A 19,323-nucleotide genomic window follows, 5' to 3' on the forward strand; every position below is an offset into this window, starting at 1 on the left:
TAGCTCTAACCTAGTTAACTAGCTTTACTGAAAGTGATTTGCCGGTGACGGAGGCTGTCCTGTGCCCGCTTCGGGAGTTAGCGCGGCGGTCATCGCCGCCCGGCTGTCCGCCGTCGGGCTCCCCGTGCGGGTGGAGGAGCACGACCGATACACGTCGGTCGAAGCGGAGGTACCGGAATCCCTCTCCGCCGAGTCCTGGCGGGAGGTCCTGGAAGTGATGGCGGAGGCCGATCGGTTCGGGCTCCTCTTCTTTCAGTCGGGCTGACGGGGCTTGTGGAGCTGCTCTGTTGACCCTTGGTTCTCGCCGCTTGTTGTTTCCGGATGGTCCCACCGGCCTCGTCATTGGCTACTACAGTCTCTAGTTGTGCCGTACGTCACATGCGCGCGGCGCGGGGTAGGCAGCCTGGGTGGGGGCAGCCAAGTACCCGAGTGGCGAGATCTGGGGGGCTTCATGCATGAGATGGCCAAGGGCTCGAACGTGGCGCTGGCGGCCCTGAGTGAGAACATCGGTTCGGTAATCGTCAGTTTGAGCTGGGTCAGCCCGACCGGTGAAGGTGATGCGGATGTCTCTGTCCTGCTGCTGGATGCGAACGGCAAGGTACGCAATGACGGCGACTTCTATTTCTACAACCACCCGGTTGCCGCTGACGGGAGCGTGCAACTGCTTGGGAAGACGCCGACGGAGAGCGGGGACGAGGACCGGATCACCTTCGACTTGACCGCGGTGCCGTCCGGCATCGACCGGATCGTCGTGGCGGCGAGCCGCTACGAGGGAGACGGTTTCGGGGAGCTGGAAGATCTGAAGGTGACATTGGCCGACGGGGGCGGCGAGAGCCTCCTCAGGTTCGCCATTGATGACGCCGGCACGGTGAGCGCGATCATCTTCGGTGAGTTGTATCGGCGTGGGGAAGAGTGGAAGTTCCGTGCCGTCGGACAGGGCTACGACACCGGCCTGCCAGGCCTGGCTACGGACTTCGGTGTCGACATCGAGGATGACGCCGACGCTGAGGAAGCGCTGACCGGCTCAGAGAGCAGCGAGCAGGCTGATACGGCGGCTTCCGCTTCAGCCGTTGGGCAGGAGCCACAGGTGGCGCCGGGCTTGGTTCCGGCTCCCCGCCCGCCCGGCAACGAGGTGGGGCTGAAGAAGGTGGCACGGCCTCGCACCGCGAAGAAGAAGGTCACGGTGCCCAAGGTGGCCAGGAAGTCTCTGGCGGACAATGAGTCCTGGAAGCAGGCCAGGCTCTTTCCGGTCTCGGTACTCAAAAGCGACCGGGACCGGGAGATGCGTGCTACCTCGGTACTGCTTTCGGTGATGGCCCAGGTGCCGGAATTCGGCCGGAGACTCACGGCGGCGTTCGGAGCACCGGCGGGCCGTATGGAGACGTTCACCGAGGTTTCCTTGCCTCACGGCGATACACCGCGGCGCCCCGACGGGGTGATCCGTGTCGAGCGGGCCGGGAAACTGTGGACCGCGCTGGTGGAGACCAAGACCAACGGCAACGACCTTAAGCCCGAACAGGTGCAGGCCTACGTGGACATCGCCGCACGCCGTGGCTACGAAGCCATGATCACACTGTCGAACGATGTCGCGCTCGAAGGCAGCCCGCTCGTCGATGTGAAGATCGACGGTCGACGCAAGCACAAGGTGGCCCTCTGGCACCTGTCCTGGGCCGAAGTCACCCACCAGGCACAGATGCTGATCCGGCACGAGGGCGTCGGAGACAAGGCACATGCCTGGCTGCTCCAGGAACTGCTGCACTACCTGCGGGATGAGAACTCCGGCTGCCACGGCTTCCAGAACATGGGATCGGCCTGGGTCCCCGTGCGCAACGGTATCGACGACGAAACCCTGTGCCAGGGAGATGCGCGCGCCCTGGACGTGGTCGAGAGCTGGGAACGGCTGATCCGTCAGATCTGCCTCAGCCTCGGTGGCGAACTCGGGCAGAAGGTACTGCCCGTCCAGCGCGCCAAGCGTGGAGCCGATCCGAAAGCTCGACGCAGCCGCCTGGCCGATGAGCTCTGCCTCGACGGCAGACTTCAGGCAGAGCTCCGAATCGAGGGCGCACCCGGAATTCTCGCGATCAGCGCCGACCTGCGCACCGGCAAGCTCCGCACCTCCATCGAGATCCCCGCACCCGAGCAAGGATACCCGCTGAGCTGGGCCAAACGCCTCATCCGTCGCTTGGCCGAGGCACCGGCAGACCTCCACATCGAAACCCTGGTCGAAGGAGAGACCGGGGGACCACGGGGCACGCTGGAACGGCTCCGCCCGGAGCCGGCGGACATGCTCCCGAAGAACAACTCCACCCACATCACCGGCTTCCGCTTGTCCTTGTTCAAAACCATGGGGAGCAGCCGAGGAAACGCTGAATCCGGCTTCATCCGTAGCGTCGACGACGCCGTCCACCGCTTCTACACCACCGTGGTGGTCCACTTGGACCGCCCGACGCCCCAGCAAGCATCAGCGAAGGAACGTGCCGGAACGGGGTGACGCCCGGCCGTGGTCAGTTGCACGTGGCCGCGGTTTACGCGCAACTGACCACAAGCCTCGTATCAACAGGCCACGCTGGCGGAAACGGGTTGAGCGCCCTGAGCTTGGGAAGCTCGGGGCTTTTGGCGGTGGTTGCTGCGCTGACCAGCGGCAAAGTGGTGTTGGAGCACTGGTGGCACCCGAGGCAAGTTCCCGCAGGGTCAGCCGACCGTACAGGTGCACGCGCGCCTCGTTGTCCCCCTGGTGGGCTGAGCCACGCTGTCGGCCGTCGACCAGAGCAAGTCCCGACGGCTGAAGCGCTTGGACGGGACCTCGCGCGATGACATCTTCGTCCCGAAGCAACTTGGGCGGGGGTTCCGCCTTGGGCTGGCTAGTCCCTCACCTGCGTTGACCGTCCGCAGGCGTCCGCCCTCGTCTGTTGTTGTACGCCGGCGTTGTCACGCAGTTAGACACTCACGCCGGAGGGGCCAGGCGCTTAGAAGGCGCTCCGCTGGTTCGTCTGCGATGGCCCGCTGACCTGCTCGATCGTGCCGGCGGAGGGCCCTCGCCCGAGAGCTTCGACATCCATTCGACATGCCGTCTTACGCCCGTTGATGGCAGAAGGACGTTGCCGCACGGACGCGTGCGACGCCCCGGGAGGGGCGCCGCTGCGAGATCGCGGTGATCAGGGGATGCGAGCTGCTGGCGGCGGTCCAGCGGTAGGCGTCAGTTGAGGATGACGCTGTACGAGGGCACGTAGTGGGCGCAGTGGGAAGCCCTCGCGTAGTCGATCGTCCAGGGGTACCGCTTGACATGGTCGAGTACGACCTCGCCCGTGGCCTTGCCGAAGATCCCGTCGATTGCCAGCTCGTGGGTGGCCCAGTTGAAGTTGGAGAGCCGCTGGAGCTGTCTGACCCCGTACTCGGTCTGGGGACCGAACTTGCCGTCCTCCAAAAGGTGCAGGTTGAGGTAGTTGTTCACGAAGAACTGCACGCAGCGGACCGACTCGCCCGGGTTGGGGTAGCCGTAACCGACGTTCGGGATTCCGGGGTCCGCGTGGGCCGTCGTCGTGCCAAGCCCCATGGTGACGGCTGCCGCCAAGGTCACCGTGGCGCGGCGGAGTATGCGGGTGTGTCTCATCGAACCTCTTTACGTGTGCATGTAAACACGGATGGCGCGATCCTATCGACTTGACCTGAACTGCCCTACTGCATCCGATGGATCGTCCCGGCTTCGGTGCCTGAGGCGCTAGCGGCCCTGTGCCCGCTTCGGGAGTTAGCGCGGCGGCCATCGCTGCCCGGCTGTCCGCTGTCGGGCTCCCCGCGCGAGTGGAGGAGCACGACCGGTACGCGTCGGTCGAAGCGGAGGTGCCGGACTCGCTCTCCGCCGATTTATGGCGGGAGGTCCTGGAAGCGGTGGCGGAAGCCGATCGGTTCGGTCTCGTCGCCACCAGCCTGAACGGCCGTACCCTCTGGGCGGTCGTACGCAAAGCGGTCCCCACGACGGGCGATGTCGGGGGACCTGCCATCAGCGATAGGAGCTGAGTAGCGTGCTCAACCGTATCCGCCGTGCCGTCTCGCTCACCAGAGCGCGGTACGCCCCCAAGGGCAGGCATCGCCGTCCCTTAGCGCCCTTCCGGCCACCGGCCAGAACCGCCTTCCCTGCGCCCGCTGACGCGTCGACGGTCATCCTGGGCCGGGCTTCCGGCAGCGCGAACCACCGACACCCGCTCAGGGGCGAGGAGAACGCACTCGTCCGCCCATACGTGCTGGCCTGGGAAGAATGAGTACGGCCACATGTGATGGTAGTCGCTTCCCATCTGCCCGCTGAAGCCTGGTTATGCCTCGCGGGGGTCCGCTGATGTCTCCTCGCCAACAGCCCCACATCGCCGATGCCTCGACCGTCCCCTACCGGTCGACTGCCTGTCGTATCGGCACACACCTTGCCTGCACGGAGTCCTCACCGGTCTCCGCACCGGTCGACCTGCCGGTCGTCTACGAGACGTGCGCCTGCCCGTGTCACTCGGCATCCCACCACTCCGCGCCCGCGGAGGCGGAGCGATGAGCGGCTGGGCGCCTGGCGGCGCGCTGGCGTCCAACGTCGAGATCACCGCGGCCACCGTGCAGCGCGGCGACATCATCCAACTCGGCGGCAGAGCATGCCGGGTGAGTGACCTCTTCCAACTCTCCCAGGGCGCCAAGCAACTCCTCTTCGAGTCAGGCGAGCTGCCGACCATACACGCGCGAGCCCGGCTCGCCGCTGTTCGCGTGCTGAGAAGGCGGTGACCCGGTTCGTGCCTCCACGCCGTCACGACATCGCCGACGATCTCCGGCAGCAGATCACGACCGGTCGCATGAAGCCGGGCGAACGTCTTCCATCCGAGGCCGACCTCGCCGACCGATACAAGGTCAGCACGGTGACACTGCGAAGTGCCCTCGCGGTCCTCCAGGGCGAAGGCCTGGTCGAGAAGATCCACGGCAAGGGCAACTTCGTCCGTCGCCCACCCCGCAAGATCGCGTACGTCGGCGGATGGGGGACGCTGGACCCGTGGACCGCTGCTGAAGCGGCCCTGCGCGTCACTGTTCGTACCACCACGGTCCAGGCAGACGGGCATCTGACGACTTTGCTGAAGGTGCCGACGGGCAGCCCCCTCGCAGAGTTCTTGTGCATCAGCCACGAGGGAGAGTCACCGCACGGACTGGCCCGCATCTACATCCCGCACGACCTGGTCCCGGCCGGAGTGCTGAACGACGAACCCTCCTGGCAGGAGACCGCCCTACGGCTTGCCGTTCTGGGCTCGCCGCCGGCAACCGTCCGGGAGACGGTATGTGCCCGCCCACCCACACCGGACGAAGCATCGGCCCTCCGGACCGGCTCCAAGACAGTCCTCGGGATCACGCGCGTCGCGACCGACACCGCCGGGCGAGTCGTCGAGGCCGCCCTTCTGGCGTTCCCAGGGGATCGCGTCGACGCGGTCTTCACCACCCACCACGTGACCGACGAGAGGCAGACGCAACTATGACGGCACCGAACGAACTGCGACTCCTCCCGTGGTCAGGGCCGGAAGGCAAGCCCTGCTACCTGAACACCGACGACAAGGGCGGCTACTTGTCCCGCCTGGCGGACAACATCGAAGCGGTACAGCTGGGAACAGCAGCCGACCTGCTGGAGCATGCCTCGGACACCCTCGGCGACCACGACCAGGGCCCGGAGGATCTGCGACGGTTGGCCAAGGAACTGACCGGGGCGTTGCGAGACGTTCTCCGCGTTGCAACCAGCCGCGGCCACCTCCTCGCAGTGAGCGACCCTCATCGCCTCTGATGGGAACGGCACGTTTGGCGGATTCGGCCTGCTCCATGCGGCCTAACTTGCCGGTCTACTGATCACCGGTCTGCCTCACCAGCAAGCCTGACGAAGCCCACGGCTCTGACCAGCTCAGATGCCGTGGGTTTCTGTCGTTGTTGGTCGGCGTTGGTTGACCTCGGACGGCCCAGGGGCGGCCCAACGGGTGACCGCCGGCCGCTGACTTGCCGCTGCGCAATCCCTCGATGCGAACTACGGGCAGGGCGGTTGTTGAGGTCTGTCGAGCACGTCAGCCGGACCGCTTGGACCGGTGGCGGTCAGTCGTGGGCGCGGTGGTTGCTGTACTTCGCTGCTGTGCAGCCGGTCCTGAGCACGGACACGAAGACGGCACGCCCCCGCGAGTGAGCGACCGCGTGAACTGGGCCTATTGCAAAGGAGATCATCCGCTGCGAGGGTGTCGCCGTGTGGATGGCGCTGATGTCCTTGATCCTGTTGCTCGGTGCGGCTTCGGCGATCAACAAGGCACGCAAAGGACAGTGGTACACCGCAGGAGGGATCTTTCTCCCCATCCTCGGCGTGGATGTGATGCTGTTCGGCGGAGTGGAACGGCATAGCTCGCTGCTCTTCTGGCTGGGTGTCGCTCTCGCTGCTGTCGGATTCGGTGTGGAGTTCATCGCTTACCGAAGGACTCGTCCACCTATGCCCCAATAGACGAACTGAAGCGCCAGTTTGGAAGATCGCGTATGCGGATGCGGTCTGACCTGGCGAGACGCTGACCTGCGCCATCCTGGCGCGCTATCCGGTGTTCCCCGGTGAATACCCGCTCGTGTCCGCACGATCGGGCACGCAAGGGGCACGTGCGCCCCTACGGCGGTTCCTCCGCTGGTCGAGCGCGCAGGAGGTGCTGGGCGGCCTCGAAGGCCTTTGCTTTTAGGTCGTCCAGTGAGGCATCCCAGCTCTCGTTCCAGTCCTCCAGATCGCTCGCGCACAGGGCGATCGGGCGCAGCTCCTCGGGGTAGGGCCAACGGAGGTCAAGTTCGATTAGCATCTCTAGCCAGATCTGACAGGCACCAGTGGCGGGATCGAGCGAGCCGTCGACTATCTGCTCAGCCAACCAGTAGATCAGGGCCCGGGAAGCGGCAGTCGGGTCAGCGGGAGCCTCGAAGTGCAGACCCAACTCGTCTAGGACCTGATCGAACAGATCCGGCGCTTCGGGCTCCTCGCGCCGTGTCAGTCCGGCCAGGAGCGCTATCGACGGTGTGTCGACACCAGCCAGAAGTGCGTCGAGTCCCGTCTGGATGAACCGGTCGGAGCCGACGTGACGGCCGAGTGCCCGTTCCCGGGCCACTCGTTTTAGTTGTCGTAGCGCTTCGTCTTCGGTCATGTTCGCGCCCCCACCAGTAGAATGTCGGTCGGCATCGTGCCACGGTCGCCTTTCCCAGGCACCTCGATTCCGGACTGCCATGTCGCGGCTGCGGAGACGGCGCTGAGGCCGGCGGAGTCTCCATGGCCGAGTCACGTGCGAGGGGCGGCGTCCATGCGACGCCAAGGCTTTGAGGTCTGACCTCATCCTTGTCAGGTCGATTACGAGAGGTTGGCGACATCGGTTAACCGGCTGCTGTCCTGGGCCGGTCGTTCGCTGAGGTCCGGCGTTGTCCGTCCCTGTACGCGCCTGTTGGTGTCAGCCACTGGTGTCAGACAAGAGGGCACGGCTTGATGGCGTAGCCGGTTCCTGCGTAGGGATCCCCGAGTGGCGACGGCGTAGTACCAAGCGCCGCCAATTCGGGACTTCAAGCTGCGTCACCTCGCGCATGTACGAACTCCGCCCCTTGCTCAGGAGAGCGATGGCATCACCGATGCCCTTCGCGTCCCAGATCTCCAGGAGCGCATCGTTGCTCTCGGGGATGGCCACCAACTTCTCAAGCCTCTTGATCGACGCCTTCACCTCGTCGATGCCCGGGAACTGGGGTAGGGCGTGGGCTTCAACTCGTGCCCGACCAATCGGAACCAAGATCGCGAATACGTACTCTTCACGCTGCTTGAAGTCCGTCGCGTCGATGTCCGGCAGCGCTGCCATATACCGGTTTCCGGCATCGGCTGCGTCCATGAAGTGCTGAAGGGTCGTCTCGAACCGAGCCGCATCGAACTTCGCGATCTCTAGCTTCCCTTCCCAACGGATCCGATCTCGGGCGACTCCCCGTTGGGTCCACCTCGTCACTCCTCCAACGACGAGCGCGGCGCCAGCCGTGAGCAATGGCGCGACGGTGGCTATGGAGGCGAGGTGCATAGTCGTATGTTGCACGACCATCACTCCCGCAGGTGTTGAAACGTCCCTAACCCACCACTCTCCCCAGCTCCCGTCCCGTCCGCCGTCGACCCACACACCGTGGAGCGGGCGTGGTTCATGGCGTCCAGGTGGAGCGCGCCACTGTACGAACGACCTGGACGCCATGGGCCGCGTCTGCTCGGCTCTGCCTGGGTCGGTGGTGGACGGGACGGGAGCACCCCGCGCACGCCACTACGGACCCGCGGGCGGAAACGGCGCCCCCTCCATCCCGGTGCCGGCCGATCCCCCGCCGGAGGCATCGTCGTGACCGTAGGCCGCTCTATGCGGTGATCGACTCATGGCTTCCGGCCCTATCTACATGTGGGCGCGCGTCGGCGGCGGCAGCGCCGAGCGGGCCGAAGGCAGGAGCGCGGGCGCAGCCAGAGCCGGGAGCGCGCCCGGCGGAGCGGAGCAGCCGGGGCTTGATGATGGAGAGAAGGTCTTATCCCGCTGGGGTGAGGCGCTTGTGTCCGATCCCGGGAGATGCTTGACACTTCGGTCCCAGCTGATGGTTGACAGTGGCCGTGATCGGCTTTTCTGTGCACGTCGTTGCGGCGTGTGGCAGGAGGCCGGGATTGGCGCTGGTGGAGTTGTCGGTTGTCGAGCAGAGATACCGGGCTGTCCTGGCGGTGCTGGCGGGCGCGACCGTGACGGAGGTCGCTTCCGGGATCCGGGCGACACCGAGGACGGCCCCGGGACGGCCCGTGAGGCAACATGAGCCCGTGACCTGCACTGACCTCAGAACAGCCACAACTGACGCGTAGGGCGCCTGCGACGCAGGCGACCGGCGGCGGCCGCCCCGAGCGCGGCCGCTGCCGGTCGTCCGGCTCTGTGCCGGATCCGTGTCACAGACCCAGGGAGATGGCCAGCCGGGTCATCTCGGCCGTGGTCGTGATGTTGAGCTTGGCCCGGATGCGGCGGAGGTAGGCGTCGACCGTGTGCTGGGAGAGTCCCATGTGGCGGGCCGTCTGCAGATAGGTGCGGCCGGCGGCGATGTGGCCGAGGGTCTCCCGCTCGCGCGGAGCCAGCGCGGGGGCTTCGTCCTGGGCGGCGCTGGCGGTGAGACTCATGGGATGTCTTTCGGCGGGTCGGCCTGGTGCTGGTGCTCGCGTCGTCGAAAGCAAAGGGCTAGATATCCGAATTAGGGCTTTTCGACCTGTTTCTTAGAGTTTGCTTAAGTGACGTCATGGCGGTGTCCGCCGACTGTCACAGACGTGTCACGAGCTCGGCCGCGGCCTTCGCCAGGGCCGAGAAATCTTCGCTGCGCAGGCCGGTCCTCGGGTCCACGTGGTGCAGCAGCGCCGGCCCGGGATGGTGCGCGGCCACATAGGCGCTGTCCGCCGGGCCCTGCTCGTCGTCCACCCACGCGAACGGGCGGCCCGCGGCATGCCGCACGATCGCCTCCGTCTTCCAGTGGACCCCGTCCGGCCGCTCGGCGAAGAGAGCGGTGCCGAAGTCGACGTACGGCAGCTCGGGCAGGCCCACGACCGGGGCGATCCAGCGGTTGGCCTCGGCCATCCAGGTCGTGGCCCAGCACAGGTCGTAGCCGAGGGACAGCAGCGCCGGGCCGTGGGACGGGTTCAGCCACACCCGAAGGAGGCGCCCGCTGTCCGGACGGACGGACGCCCGGATCGTCGTGTACCCCTCGGGGCGGCGCTCCGGCCGGGCCGCGTAGGGGTTCAGGGGACCGTCGACGTCCAGGAACAACAGGGGGCGGCTCACGTGGCCACCGTAGGGCGCGGGGGCGGACGGGGCGCGGGAATTTCTTCCGCCGGGCAGGCATAGTGGCGCCCTCGCCCGCGCGTCACCAGACATGCAGGGCACCGACAGCAGGTCGGCCCGGGGGAAAGAGAAGGTGACGATGGATGCCCAGGCACAGGAGAGCTTCCGGGAGTTCGTGGCCGGCCGCTCGCCGGCGTTGTTGAGGACGGCGGTCCTGCTGACCGGCGGGGACCGGCACGCCGCCGAGGACCTCCTGCAGAACGCGCTGGTCAGGGCGGCCGACCGCTGGCAGCGCATCGACGAACCGGAGGCGTACGTCCGGCGGATCCTCTACCGGCAGCAGATCGGTCGCTGGCGGCTGAAATGGCCGCGCCGGGAGGTCACGGTCGCCGAGCTGCCGGAGGGCGCCGCGGCCCCGGACGCGTCCGGGGCCGCCGAGGCCCGGCTCGTGGTGCGTACCGCCCTGGCCAAGCTCACCGCCCGCCAGCGCACGGTGCTGGTGCTCCGCTACTTCGAGGACCTGCCCGAGGCCGACGTGGCCCGGCTGCTGGGCTGCTCGGTGGGGACCGTACGTTCCACCACCCATCGCTCCCTGGCGCGGCTGCGCACGCTCGCGCCCGAACTGGCCGCGGAAGGCGGCGCCGGCCGTGTCCTTCCCCGGGCGCAGGCTGCCGAGGGGCCCGAGGGCACGTCGCCCGGCCCGGCCGGCGCCCGGCAGCGGCAGTCCCGTGACTTCTCGCCCGTGGAGGTGCGTCCGTGAACGTCGAGGAACTCGTGCGCGACACGCTGCGGGAACAGGCCGCGCAACAGCCGCCGGTGCCGCCGGGGTTCGCCGACCGGGTGCTCGGGGTGCGCCGTCGCCGCCGTACCCGCCGCCTCGCCTCCGTCGCCGTGGCGGCCGCCGCCGTGGTCGCCGTCGGTGCGGGGGTGCCGCTGCTGGACTCCGGCGGGAAGAGCGACGTACGGCCGTCCCGTGTGCTCTACTCCGGTGACGTCCGGGCCCACCCGGACCAGTCGCCGCCGCGGGACCTGATCGGGGCGGGGAAGTCGGTCCTGGCCGCGTACTACACGACGCGAGTCGTGCCGCAGACCGCCGGCCTCGCGATCGGTGAGCGCACCTACCGGTTGCTGAACTCCAGGACGGGACGGTACGAGAAGGACACCCGCTGGTCGGTCGTGGCCGTCGCCCCGGGCCTGAGGACCGCCGCCGTGCTGGAGCGGAAGCTGCCCGCCGCCCGCATCGGCCTGCTCGACCTCGCGACGGGGGAGGTCGAGCGGTGGATCCCGGTGTCCCACGGCGTCGCGGGGCTCGCCTTCTCGCGCGACGGCAGCAGGCTGGTCGCCACGACGTACAGCGGGAATCCCGACACCTTCGCGAAGATCGCCAACGCGCACACGGGCCGCTTCGTCTGGGGTCCGCGGTTCGGGTCCACACCCCGGACCGGCTTCGAGATCCTGGACGTGGTCTCCGGCAGGGGGACCTGGGCCCGCGTCGCGCCCGACCGGGCCGTCCAGGGCCGGGAGGACTTCGCCTTCGGCCGCGCCGGCGACCTGCTGTACGGGCGGGTCGTGGGGCCCCGGGACGGAATGGAGCAGTTCTACGACGGCGCGGGCCGCAAGGTCGCCGCGCCCGGGAACGAACGCCGTCTGAGGTGGGACGTGGGTGCCCGGCTGTCGCCGGACGGGCAGCTCGCGGCCTGGGGCCTGGTGGCGGAGCCGCACGGCACCTCCTACTCCTCGATCCGCGATCCGCTGACCGGCAGGGAAATCACCCGGGTGCGCGGCGCGGAGCTGCTGGCCTGGGCGGACGACAAGCGGCTCATCGCCTGGGAGCGGGATCCGCACGCGGAGCTGTACCGGCCCCGGCTCGTGCTGGTCACGATCGGCAGCACGAAGGTGGTCCCGCTCAGCGGGTACCAGAACTGGGATGAGGACCACCCTTCCGGGTACTGGCAGCCGGTCTTCGCCGAGCGCTGATCACACCGCCGTCAGCTCCCTGTGGAGCGCCAGCAGCCCGTCGGCCGTCTCCTGGCCGGCGGGCAGCAGCGGTGCGCGCACCGGGCCCGCGGGCAGGCCGAGTTCGGGCAGCAGCGCCTTGGCGGTGACCGTGCCGGGCAGGCCCGCGCCCATCATCGCCTCGATGAACGGCATGGCCCGCAGCTGGAGTTCGGCGGCGTGGGCCGTCTCGCCCGCGTCGAACGCGTCGAGGATGGCGGCGACATGGGCCGGGACGGCGTTGGCGACCGTGCTCACGCACCCGGCCGCGCCCACCGCGTACAGCGCGAGGACGTGCTCGTCGCAGCCCGCGTAGTACGCCAGCTCCGTGCGGGCCAGCACCTTCTGGGTGCCGAGGAAGTCGTAGGAACAGTCCTTGACGGCGACGATCCGCGGGTGCTCGGCGAGGCGGATCATCGTCTCCGGCTCGATACGGGTGCCGGTGCGGCCCGGGATGTCGTAGAGCATCACCGGCAGGCCGCCGACGTCGGCGACCTGGCGGAAGTGCGCCTCCACGGCCTCCTGTTGCGGCCTGCTGTAGTACGGCGTCACCACCAGCACGCCGTCGGCGCCCGCCCGCTCGGCCGCCAGAGCCCCGGCGATGGTGTGCCGCGTGTCGGCGGTGCCGACACCGGCCACCAGCGCGATGCCCTCGCCGACCGCCTCCCGGACGGCCGCGACCAGCTCCGCCTTCTCCGTGTCCGTGGTGGTCGGCGACTCGCCCGTGGTGCCGTTCAGCACCAGCCCGTCGCAGCCCTGCGCCACCAGGTGGCCGGCCAGCCGACGGGCACCCTCCAGGTCGAGCGTGCCCGCCTCGGTGAACGGGGTGATCATCGCGCACAGCGTGCGGCCGAAGGGCTTGCGTCGGTACGTCATGGGAGTAGTCTCGGCGCGACAATGGTGAAGCTCTACTTAATTCTTCTACGGAATATAACTAAGCATTGCTAATTCATTGAGAGGGTGGCCGACGGTCGTGTGTCCAACTCGGCCCTTCATGGGTCACTATGGGCCCGGACGGTCTTCGACGTCGGTCATGGGAGGCACCATGAAGCTCGGCAAGGCACTGGCCACCGGAGTCGCCGAGGAGCGGCCGGTCGTCCACGACGAGGAGCCGCAGCTCCCCGGGGGGAACACCCTCACCGCACCGGCCGAGCCGGACCGCGAAGAGGTGCCGGCGGGCCGATGAGGCTCCGGCTCCCGGAGGAACGCCCGGCGGAGCCGCCGACCGGTTACAAGATCGCGCACGCGGTGCTGTCCCAGGACGGCACCCGGGCCGGGTTCACCGGTGTGTCACTGGGCGGCGCGCTGCCGTACGGCGTCCTCGACGACGCCGCCTGCGTCTACGGGCGCAGGCACCGGCCGCCCGCGCGCCTGTGCGACTGCGGCTTCCACTGCGTGCACGACCGTGCGGCGGCCGAGGCCCTGCTGTGCACCGCGGAGCACCGGGCAGCGCTGCTGCTCGACGTCTGCGTGCTCGGCGCCTACATCCGCTTCGAGCGCGGTTTCCGCTACGCCCGGCAGCGGGTGCGCACGGCGGCCGCCGGCCCGTGCGCCTGCGGCTCGGCCGCGGTCGCGCTCGCCGACGCCGGCTGGGGCAGACCCGGCTGGCGGGCCCTCGCGTCCGCCTGTGCGGGCTGCGTACGCGGGCGTACGTCCCTCTCGCTCGCCGGATTCGCCCGGCTGGCCGGTGAGGGGCTGCGCGTGGTCGCGAGCGGTGCGGCCGCGGCGGCCCCCCGTGCGGAGCCGGCGGGAGACGATGACCTCGGGGTGCCCGAACTCGTCGCCGAGGCGGCCCTGTTGCAGGCGCGCCTCGACTGGTTCCAGACCCAGCTGGCCCGTCTCGGCGGACGCGGCGCCGGGGGAGCGGAGCAGGGCTGACGGTCTTCGGGCGGACACCCGCAGATGCGTACGGAGAGGAGGCGGACACCGCGATCGGATGCGTCCAGCCGGACGTGATCAGGGAAAGGGCACACCGATGACGCACAGAATCCCGCACGGTTCGGGAGCCAAGGGCCCCGACGAACTGCGGCGCCAGTTCGAGCAGGCCCGTAGCCGGCTCGGCAGGGCCGATGTGAAGGGCCGGGCGCTGACCCGGGCCGCCGACCTGAGGGACAAGGCCGGCGCCATGACCGTGCAGCTGCGGTCGAGCGCCGCCCAGGCCGCCCAGAAGCATCCGCGCCCCCTGATGGTCGCGGGCGCGGCCGGCGCCGCCGCCCTCGCCACGGTGGGCGTGCTGCGCCGCCGGCACCACTGACCTCGTGCGGCACGCCGCCTCGTGCGGCACCCCGCAGGTCAGGAGCTGCGCGTCGCTCTCTCACCGACAACTTGACCCACCTGGACAAAAAAAGTTTTCGGTGAGACGGTGGGTGCATGCTGGATGTGACCGTGATCGAGGACCCCGAGGCCGCAGCCGTATCGCTCGACCCGATACGGGCCCGGCTGCTCGCCGAGCTGGCCGCCGGGCCGGCCTCCGCCACGATGCTGGCCGCCCAGGTCGGGCTGCCCCGCCAGAAGGTGAACTACCACCTGAAGGCGCTGGAGCGGCACGGCCTGGTCGAGCTGGCCGGAGAGCGCCGCAAGGGTAATGTCACCGAGCGGCTGATGCGTGCGACCGCCGCGTCGTACGTCATCTCGCCGGCCGCGCTCGCCCCCGTGCAGCCGGACCCGGACCGCTTCCGTGACCAGCTCTCCGCGCGCTGGCTGCTGGCGCTCGGCGCCCGTCTGGTGCGTGACGTCGGCGCGCTGATCACCGGCGCCGACAGGGCCCGCAAACGGCTGGCGACCTACGCCCTGGACGGCGAGGTCCGCTTCGCCTCCGCCGCCGACCGCGCCGCCTTCGTGCAGGAGCTGACGGCGGGCGTCAGCGCCCTGATCCGCAAGTACGACGCCCCCGGCACCGAGGGCGGCCGTCACCACCGGATCGTCGTGGCCCTCCACCCCACGGTCAAGGACCAGCCCGAACTCGACCCCCAGTAAGCCTTTTTCGAGCAGGAGAGCTCCGCCATGTCCAAGGAATTCGAGATCGCCCGCGAGTTCGAGGTCGATGTCCCGCCCGAGAAGGTGTGGGAGGCCATCACCACCGGAACCGGTGGCTATCTGTGGCCGATGGACCCGCCCGAGCCGCGGGTGGGTGGCAGCGGACCCTTCGGGTCCACCGTCACCGCCTGGGACCCGCCCCACCGCTACACCAACCGCAGCGAGAACGTCGGCTTCCCGGTCCAGTCCGTCAACCAGATCGACTACACCATCGAGCCGCGCGAGGAGGGCCGCCGCGCCTGGGTGCGCTATGTGCACAGCGGGATCTTCACCGACGACTGGGACAACCAGTACGACGGCGCGAGCAAGCACAACGACTTCTACCTGCACACCCTGCGCGAGTACCTGACGCACTTCGCGCCCCGCCCGGTCGTCTTCGCGCAGCTGCAGGGCCCCGATGCCTCGCAGACGCCCGAGGCGCTCGCCGCCGTGGGCCGCGCCCTCGGCCTGCCGGACGGCGTGGCCGAGGGCGCGAAGGTGAGCGCCCAGGGGCCCGGCGGGCGCACCCTGGACGCGGTGGTCGACTACGCCGACCCGTACTTCATCGGACTGCGCACCGACGACGCCCTCATCCGCTTCTTCGGGCGGGGCCACTGGGGCGCCCCGGTCGGCATCAGCGTGCACGACTTCGCGCCGGACGCCGACGCCCGGGCGAACGAGGGCGCCTGGCAGGACTGGCTGAACGGCGTGTTCGGCCGGTCCTGAGCGACCGTCACGGGCGGAATCGCAGCACCTGCGGGTCGTGGTCGCTGATCTGGTCGTTGAACTCCGAGTTGATGTGCACGCTGTCGTACTCGAAGTCGCAGCCGCGCCGGATCGCCGGGCTGATCATGATCTGGTCCAGGACCTGCTCGTTGCCCTGGTAGTCGTAGGTGTACCGCTCGCTCTTCGGCAGCGACTTGATCGCCGACCAGAGTTCACCGTCGCCCTCCAGGATCTTCGCGGTCCCGGAGAAGTCGAAGTCGTTCATGTCGCCGAGCGCGATGACGTTCGCGTTCTTCTGCACGGACAGGATGTCCTTGACGAACGCGTTCACCTCGGTCGCCTGTGCGTGGCGCTGGATCTCCGAGCTGCGCACGGGCGGCTGGTACTGCCCGGTCAGACCCTGGTCGCCACCCTTGGAGTTGAGGTGGTTGGCGATCACGAAGACGGTCTTGCCGCGGAAGACGAACTCGCCCGCCAGCGGCTTGCGGCTGTTGGCCCAGGCCGCATTGGCCGGGTCGATCCGCCCCGGCGAGGCCGTCAGCTGCGCCTTGCCGTGCACCTCGGTGACACCGACGGCGGTGGTGGAGTCGCCGCCCGCGCGGTCCACGAAGGACACCCGCTCGGGGTTGAACAGGAACACCTGGCGGATGTTGCCGCCCGGCTCGCCGCCGTCCTGGTCGTTGACCGGGTTGATCGAACGCCAGTCGTACTTCGGGCCGCCCGCCGCGACGATCGCGTCGATCAGCTTGTTCACGGTCTGGCTCGCGTCGACCGTGCCGTCGTCCTCGGCGCCGTTGTCGTCCTGGATCTCCTCCAGGGACACGATGTCGGGCGACTGCAGGTTGTTCACGATCGCGGCCGCGTGCTTGTCGAACGTGGCGTCCGACGGGTCGAGGTTCTCGACGTTGTAGGTCGCCACCGCCAGTTCGCCGCGCGCCTGCTTGTGCGTGGTCTCCCGCTGCAGACCGCCGCTCTTCAGCGTGCCGAGCGTGCTCGCGACCAGGGTGTAGCCGCCGAACTGGTTGAAGTCCAGCGGGCCCGTGGTGGCGCCCTCCAGGGTGTCGCCGACGTTCGCCTTCGGGAAGTCGGCGGTGGCGCCCAGCGACTGGGTCTGCAGGCGGCCGGTGTTCTGGGAGTCGTAGGAGCCGTAGAGCGTGCCGCCCCGGTGGGTGCGGTGCTCGCGCGGCTTCACCGTGACCCACAGCTCGCTGTACCGGTCGGTGGCGGTGACCACGCGGGTGTCGGCGACCTGGACGTTCATGCCCTCCAGGGACTCGTAGTAGTCCAGGGCGTACGTCGACGGGGCCAGGGTCAGGCCGTTGACGGAGCCGCTCGCGGCCGTGTCGCCCGCGGGGGTGTACTCGTCCGGCACGGAGTGCCTGTCGATCACGACCGGGGCCGGGACCGCGTTGCCCGTGGAGACGGTGGTGACGGTCGGCTTGGTGATCTCCGTGACCGACTGGTTGCCGGAGGACGTGCCGCCGGGGACGTACTCGGAGACCGTGCCGGTCACCGTGACCGAGTCGCCGACGGCGACCTTCGGCGCGGAGCTGGTGAAGACGAACACACCTTCGCTGGTGGCCGGGTTGTCGTCCGGGGTCGGGTCCTGGATCCAGAACCCTTTGGAGGAGCCGTAGGTGCGCGTGGCCGTGACGATGCCGGGGACGTCCGTCACCTTCTGGCCCGCGTACGGCGATATTCGGGTCGCACCCTGGACGTCGTGGATGCGCACCGAGTCGGCGTGTGCGGGCGAGGTGAGGACGACGGCCGACGTCGCGGAACAGACGGCAGCGACGATGAGCGCGGCGAGGCGCGCGGAAGACCTGCTCGGCAAGGGATTCCCTCCGGGGACATGCGTGAGCGCCGGGACGAGGGTGGAACGGGAGCGTGCGGGGCTCGTAGCCCTGTGTGACACGCAGAGAAAAGAGTGAACAGTCGTTCCCCCAACTTCTACGCGCGTCAATCTCCTGCCTGGCGGCGGGAGTTGTCAAGGTTTCGGCCATGTACGGTGCCCGACGCAGAGATGAACCGGGTGGCATGGGTGGAAATCCGTCTAGGCTGAGCGGCTGAGTCCGTTCACGGTCCGAGGAGAACCAGCCGATGTCAGACAGCGCCCCCCTGCCGCCCGTACGGCTGCACCCCGAAGCGGAGCTGGCACGCGCCGCGCTGTCCACACCGTTGCTCTCCCGCGCCGCCCGCCTCGCCCGCTGGGCCGGGCCCGGGACCCGGGTGGACGCGGGTGGCGGACTGGTCGAGGAGCAGCTGCCCGCCGCCGCCGACGTGCTCGGGCTGGGCGGGGACGACGCCGCCGCGTACGCGAGCGAGGCCTGGCGGGTGGCCGTGGACGCCGGGCTGGTCGAGATCGCCGACGAGGAGGCCGGGACCGTGGCGGCCGGCGAGGAGCTGGCCCGGCTCACCGCGGGCTCACCGCACGAGGTGCTCGCCGTCTGGCTCACCGCCCTGGAGACCGTCGTCGCGGATGCGAGCGTGCCCGACCTCGACGACCTGGTCGACACCCTGGACGAGGGCGGCACCGTCGATTTCTCGTCACTCGACTGGGACCCGGAGGCCGAGGCGGAGTTCCTCGACGGCGTCCTCGGCAACCTCTATCTGCTGACCGCCAGCGAGGACGGCCCCGGAGAGGCCGCGGTGCCGCTGCCCGCCCTCGCCGCCTCGATGATCGTCCCCAGCGACATGGGGGAGCCCACCAACGACGTCCTGGAGCAGGTCTCCGACGCGATGATGCGCCTGGACGACCAGTTCCGGATGCTGGAGCCGGTCGGGCTCGTGGAGTACCGGCCCGTCGACGAGGCGCTGATGGCCGACGCCGACGAGGAGCCCGCCGCTCCGGTGGACGACACCGACGTCTCCCGCTACGGCATGGTCCGGCTCACCCCGCTCGGCGTGTACGGGCTGCGGGCCCGGCTGCAGGAGGCCGGGTTCGAGGCGCCCGCCGTCGGTGAACTCGCCGACAAGGGCGCGGACGTGCTGCTCGACGGCACCTCGCAGTTCGGGCAGTCCGCCGCGCAGGCCGAGACCGAGCAGTGGCTGGGGCGGCGCGAACCGCTCGCCGCGGCACGGGAGTTGCTGGCGGCGGCGCGGGGCGCCGACGCCGGGGCGCCGCTGCGCAGGCTGCGCTGTCAGCAGGCGCTGTCCCTCGTCGGCGCCGAGGCCGAGGCCGCGCTGCGGGACGTGCTCGACGATCCCGAACTGGGCGGGCTCGCCCGGGTGTGGCTGAGCGAGCGGGGCGCCTCGGGTGTTCCCGCGCCCTCGCAGGAGCTGGTGTTCTGGCTGACCGTCGACACGGTGGCCGCGCAGCTGGCCGCCGAGGGCAACTCCGAGGAACTGCAGGCGCTCGTGGAGGGCCTGGCCGAGCAGCACAGCGGGTTCTTCACCGCGGCCTGGCGGGTGGAACATCCCGCGACGGCGGACGTGCTGGAGGCGATGGGGCGGTTGCATCCGGACAAGAAGGTGGCGAAGGAAGCGCGCAAGGCCGCGTTCAAGGCCCGTTCGCAGCAGGGGGGATAGAGCCGCACGGGTGACGTCGGCCCGGCACCGCCCGAGGGCGTCGTCCGGGCCGCGTGCCGTATGGGCCGGTCGGCCGAGTACCGGTGCGGGTCGCACGCCCCTGCGGTGGGCCGGGCCGAGTGCCTGCGCGGTGGGCCGGGCCGAGTGCCTGTGCGGGCCGCATGCCGCTGGGGTGGGCCGGGCCGCGTGCGGGTACGGCGGAGCGACGAGGGCGACGCAGGGCAGGACATGGGCGGCG

Annotated in this window: 21 protein-coding genes and 1 pseudogene; 15 read left to right on the forward strand and 7 right to left on the reverse strand. The window is 69.4% G+C overall.

Features of this window, described 5'->3' with window-relative positions; all coding sequences use genetic code 11:
- Positions 1-61: 61 nt before the first annotated feature.
- Positions 62-247: pseudogene (locus tag ACFZCP_RS12765) on the forward strand (hypothetical protein); the annotation flags it as partial.
- A 204-nt stretch (positions 248-451) separates the two neighbouring features.
- A complete protein-coding gene (locus ACFZCP_RS12770; RefSeq protein WP_391426651.1) occupies positions 452-2,491 on the forward strand; it encodes a TerD family protein in 2,040 nt (679 codons plus the stop codon).
- A 705-nt stretch (positions 2,492-3,196) separates the two neighbouring features.
- Here the strand turns inward: ACFZCP_RS12770 and ACFZCP_RS12775 are convergent.
- On the reverse strand, positions 3,197-3,610 hold the full coding sequence (locus tag ACFZCP_RS12775) for a peptidoglycan-binding protein (protein ID WP_391426653.1): 414 nt from the start codon (positions 3,608-3,610) through the stop codon (positions 3,197-3,199).
- Positions 3,611-3,729: 119 nt separating this feature from the next.
- Between ACFZCP_RS12775 and ACFZCP_RS12780 the strand changes: the two genes are divergently transcribed.
- The 5 genes from ACFZCP_RS12780 to ACFZCP_RS12800 all read left to right on the forward strand — a co-directional run bounded on the left by ACFZCP_RS12780 (position 3,730) and on the right by ACFZCP_RS12800 (position 6,484).
- Positions 3,730-4,014, forward strand: coding sequence for a hypothetical protein (locus ACFZCP_RS12780; protein ID WP_391426655.1), 285 nt, complete (start codon positions 3,730-3,732; stop codon positions 4,012-4,014).
- Between the two features lie 516 nt (positions 4,015-4,530).
- A complete protein-coding gene (locus tag ACFZCP_RS12785; RefSeq protein ID WP_391426657.1) occupies positions 4,531-4,755 on the forward strand; it encodes a hypothetical protein in 225 nt (74 codons plus the stop codon).
- Positions 4,752-5,492 carry a GntR family transcriptional regulator gene (locus ACFZCP_RS12790; protein ID WP_391426659.1) on the forward strand — a complete coding sequence of 247 codons (741 nt, stop codon included), beginning with the start codon at positions 4,752-4,754 and terminating at the stop codon, positions 5,490-5,492. The genes ACFZCP_RS12785 and ACFZCP_RS12790 overlap by 4 nt, the downstream gene beginning before the upstream one ends.
- The gene (locus ACFZCP_RS12795; RefSeq protein WP_391426661.1) at positions 5,489-5,791 is read left to right on the forward strand and encodes a hypothetical protein; all 303 of its coding nucleotides are present in this window, start codon (positions 5,489-5,491) and stop codon (positions 5,789-5,791) included. The genes ACFZCP_RS12790 and ACFZCP_RS12795 overlap by 4 nt, the downstream gene beginning before the upstream one ends.
- Before the next feature lie 450 nt (positions 5,792-6,241).
- Entirely contained in the window at positions 6,242-6,484 is a 243-nt protein-coding gene (locus tag ACFZCP_RS12800; RefSeq protein ID WP_362680480.1) for a hypothetical protein, read from the forward strand.
- A 154-nt stretch (positions 6,485-6,638) separates the two neighbouring features.
- Here ACFZCP_RS12800 and ACFZCP_RS12805 read toward each other — a convergent pair whose 3' ends face one another.
- The 4 genes from ACFZCP_RS12805 to ACFZCP_RS12820 all read right to left on the reverse strand — a co-directional run bounded on the left by ACFZCP_RS12805 (position 6,639) and on the right by ACFZCP_RS12820 (position 9,821).
- Positions 6,639-7,157, reverse strand: coding sequence for a hypothetical protein (locus tag ACFZCP_RS12805; RefSeq protein WP_391426663.1), 519 nt, complete (start codon positions 7,155-7,157; stop codon positions 6,639-6,641).
- 297 nt (positions 7,158-7,454) lie between these two features.
- Positions 7,455-8,060 carry a hypothetical protein gene (locus tag ACFZCP_RS12810; RefSeq protein ID WP_391426665.1) on the reverse strand — a complete coding sequence of 202 codons (606 nt, stop codon included), beginning with the start codon at positions 8,058-8,060 and terminating at the stop codon, positions 7,455-7,457.
- 884 nt (positions 8,061-8,944) lie between these two features.
- Positions 8,945-9,169 (reverse strand): LuxR C-terminal-related transcriptional regulator, encoded by a 225-nt coding sequence (locus tag ACFZCP_RS12815; protein ID WP_391426667.1) that lies wholly within the window; start codon positions 9,167-9,169, stop codon positions 8,945-8,947.
- A gap of 136 nt (positions 9,170-9,305) precedes the next feature.
- Positions 9,306-9,821 carry a hypothetical protein gene (locus ACFZCP_RS12820; protein ID WP_391426669.1) on the reverse strand — a complete coding sequence of 172 codons (516 nt, stop codon included), beginning with the start codon at positions 9,819-9,821 and terminating at the stop codon, positions 9,306-9,308.
- A gap of 139 nt (positions 9,822-9,960) precedes the next feature.
- Here ACFZCP_RS12820 and ACFZCP_RS12825 point away from each other — a divergent pair, with 139 nt between their 5' ends.
- Both ACFZCP_RS12825 and ACFZCP_RS12830 read left to right on the forward strand, forming a co-directional pair.
- On the forward strand, positions 9,961-10,581 hold the full coding sequence (locus ACFZCP_RS12825; RefSeq protein ID WP_391426671.1) for a SigE family RNA polymerase sigma factor: 621 nt from the start codon (positions 9,961-9,963) through the stop codon (positions 10,579-10,581).
- Positions 10,578-11,798, forward strand: coding sequence for a WD40 repeat domain-containing protein (locus ACFZCP_RS12830; RefSeq protein ID WP_391426673.1), 1,221 nt, complete (start codon positions 10,578-10,580; stop codon positions 11,796-11,798). The genes ACFZCP_RS12825 and ACFZCP_RS12830 overlap by 4 nt, the downstream gene beginning before the upstream one ends.
- On the opposite strand, the gene dapA is transcribed toward ACFZCP_RS12830, so the two are convergent.
- A complete protein-coding gene (gene dapA, locus ACFZCP_RS12835; RefSeq protein ID WP_391426675.1) occupies positions 11,799-12,692 on the reverse strand; it encodes a 4-hydroxy-tetrahydrodipicolinate synthase in 894 nt (297 codons plus the stop codon). It abuts the gene before it with no gap.
- A 169-nt stretch (positions 12,693-12,861) separates the two neighbouring features.
- Between dapA and ACFZCP_RS12840 the strand changes: the two genes are divergently transcribed.
- The 5 genes from ACFZCP_RS12840 (at position 12,862) to ACFZCP_RS12860 (ending at position 15,557) form a co-directional block, all read left to right on the forward strand.
- Positions 12,862-13,002, forward strand: a complete 141-nt coding sequence (locus tag ACFZCP_RS12840) for a hypothetical protein (RefSeq protein ID WP_391426677.1) — start codon at positions 12,862-12,864, stop codon at positions 13,000-13,002.
- Positions 12,999-13,694 carry a hypothetical protein gene (locus ACFZCP_RS12845; RefSeq protein WP_391426679.1) on the forward strand — a complete coding sequence of 232 codons (696 nt, stop codon included), beginning with the start codon at positions 12,999-13,001 and terminating at the stop codon, positions 13,692-13,694. The genes ACFZCP_RS12840 and ACFZCP_RS12845 overlap by 4 nt, the downstream gene beginning before the upstream one ends.
- Before the next feature lie 97 nt (positions 13,695-13,791).
- Positions 13,792-14,070 carry a hypothetical protein gene (locus ACFZCP_RS12850; protein ID WP_391426681.1) on the forward strand — a complete coding sequence of 93 codons (279 nt, stop codon included), beginning with the start codon at positions 13,792-13,794 and terminating at the stop codon, positions 14,068-14,070.
- A gap of 116 nt (positions 14,071-14,186) precedes the next feature.
- Entirely contained in the window at positions 14,187-14,792 is a 606-nt protein-coding gene (locus tag ACFZCP_RS12855) for a helix-turn-helix domain-containing protein (protein ID WP_391426683.1), read from the forward strand.
- A 27-nt stretch (positions 14,793-14,819) separates the two neighbouring features.
- The gene (locus tag ACFZCP_RS12860) at positions 14,820-15,557 is read left to right on the forward strand and encodes an SRPBCC domain-containing protein (RefSeq protein WP_391426685.1); all 738 of its coding nucleotides are present in this window, start codon (positions 14,820-14,822) and stop codon (positions 15,555-15,557) included.
- 7 nt (positions 15,558-15,564) lie between these two features.
- Here the strand turns inward: ACFZCP_RS12860 and ACFZCP_RS12865 are convergent, their stop codons facing one another.
- Complete coding sequence (locus ACFZCP_RS12865; RefSeq protein ID WP_391426687.1) at positions 15,565-17,391, reverse strand: endonuclease/exonuclease/phosphatase family protein; 1,827 nt, start codon at positions 17,389-17,391, stop codon at positions 15,565-15,567.
- Positions 17,392-17,657: 266 nt separating this feature from the next.
- On the opposite strand from ACFZCP_RS12865, the gene ACFZCP_RS12870 reads away from it, so the two are divergent.
- Positions 17,658-19,085 carry a hypothetical protein gene (locus tag ACFZCP_RS12870; protein WP_391426689.1) on the forward strand — a complete coding sequence of 476 codons (1,428 nt, stop codon included), beginning with the start codon at positions 17,658-17,660 and terminating at the stop codon, positions 19,083-19,085.
- Positions 19,086-19,323 lie beyond the last annotated feature (238 nt).

Source organism: Streptomyces sp. NPDC007971 (assembly GCF_042958635.1).
In the GTDB taxonomy this organism is placed as follows: Bacteria; Actinomycetota; Actinomycetes; order Streptomycetales; family Streptomycetaceae; genus Streptomyces.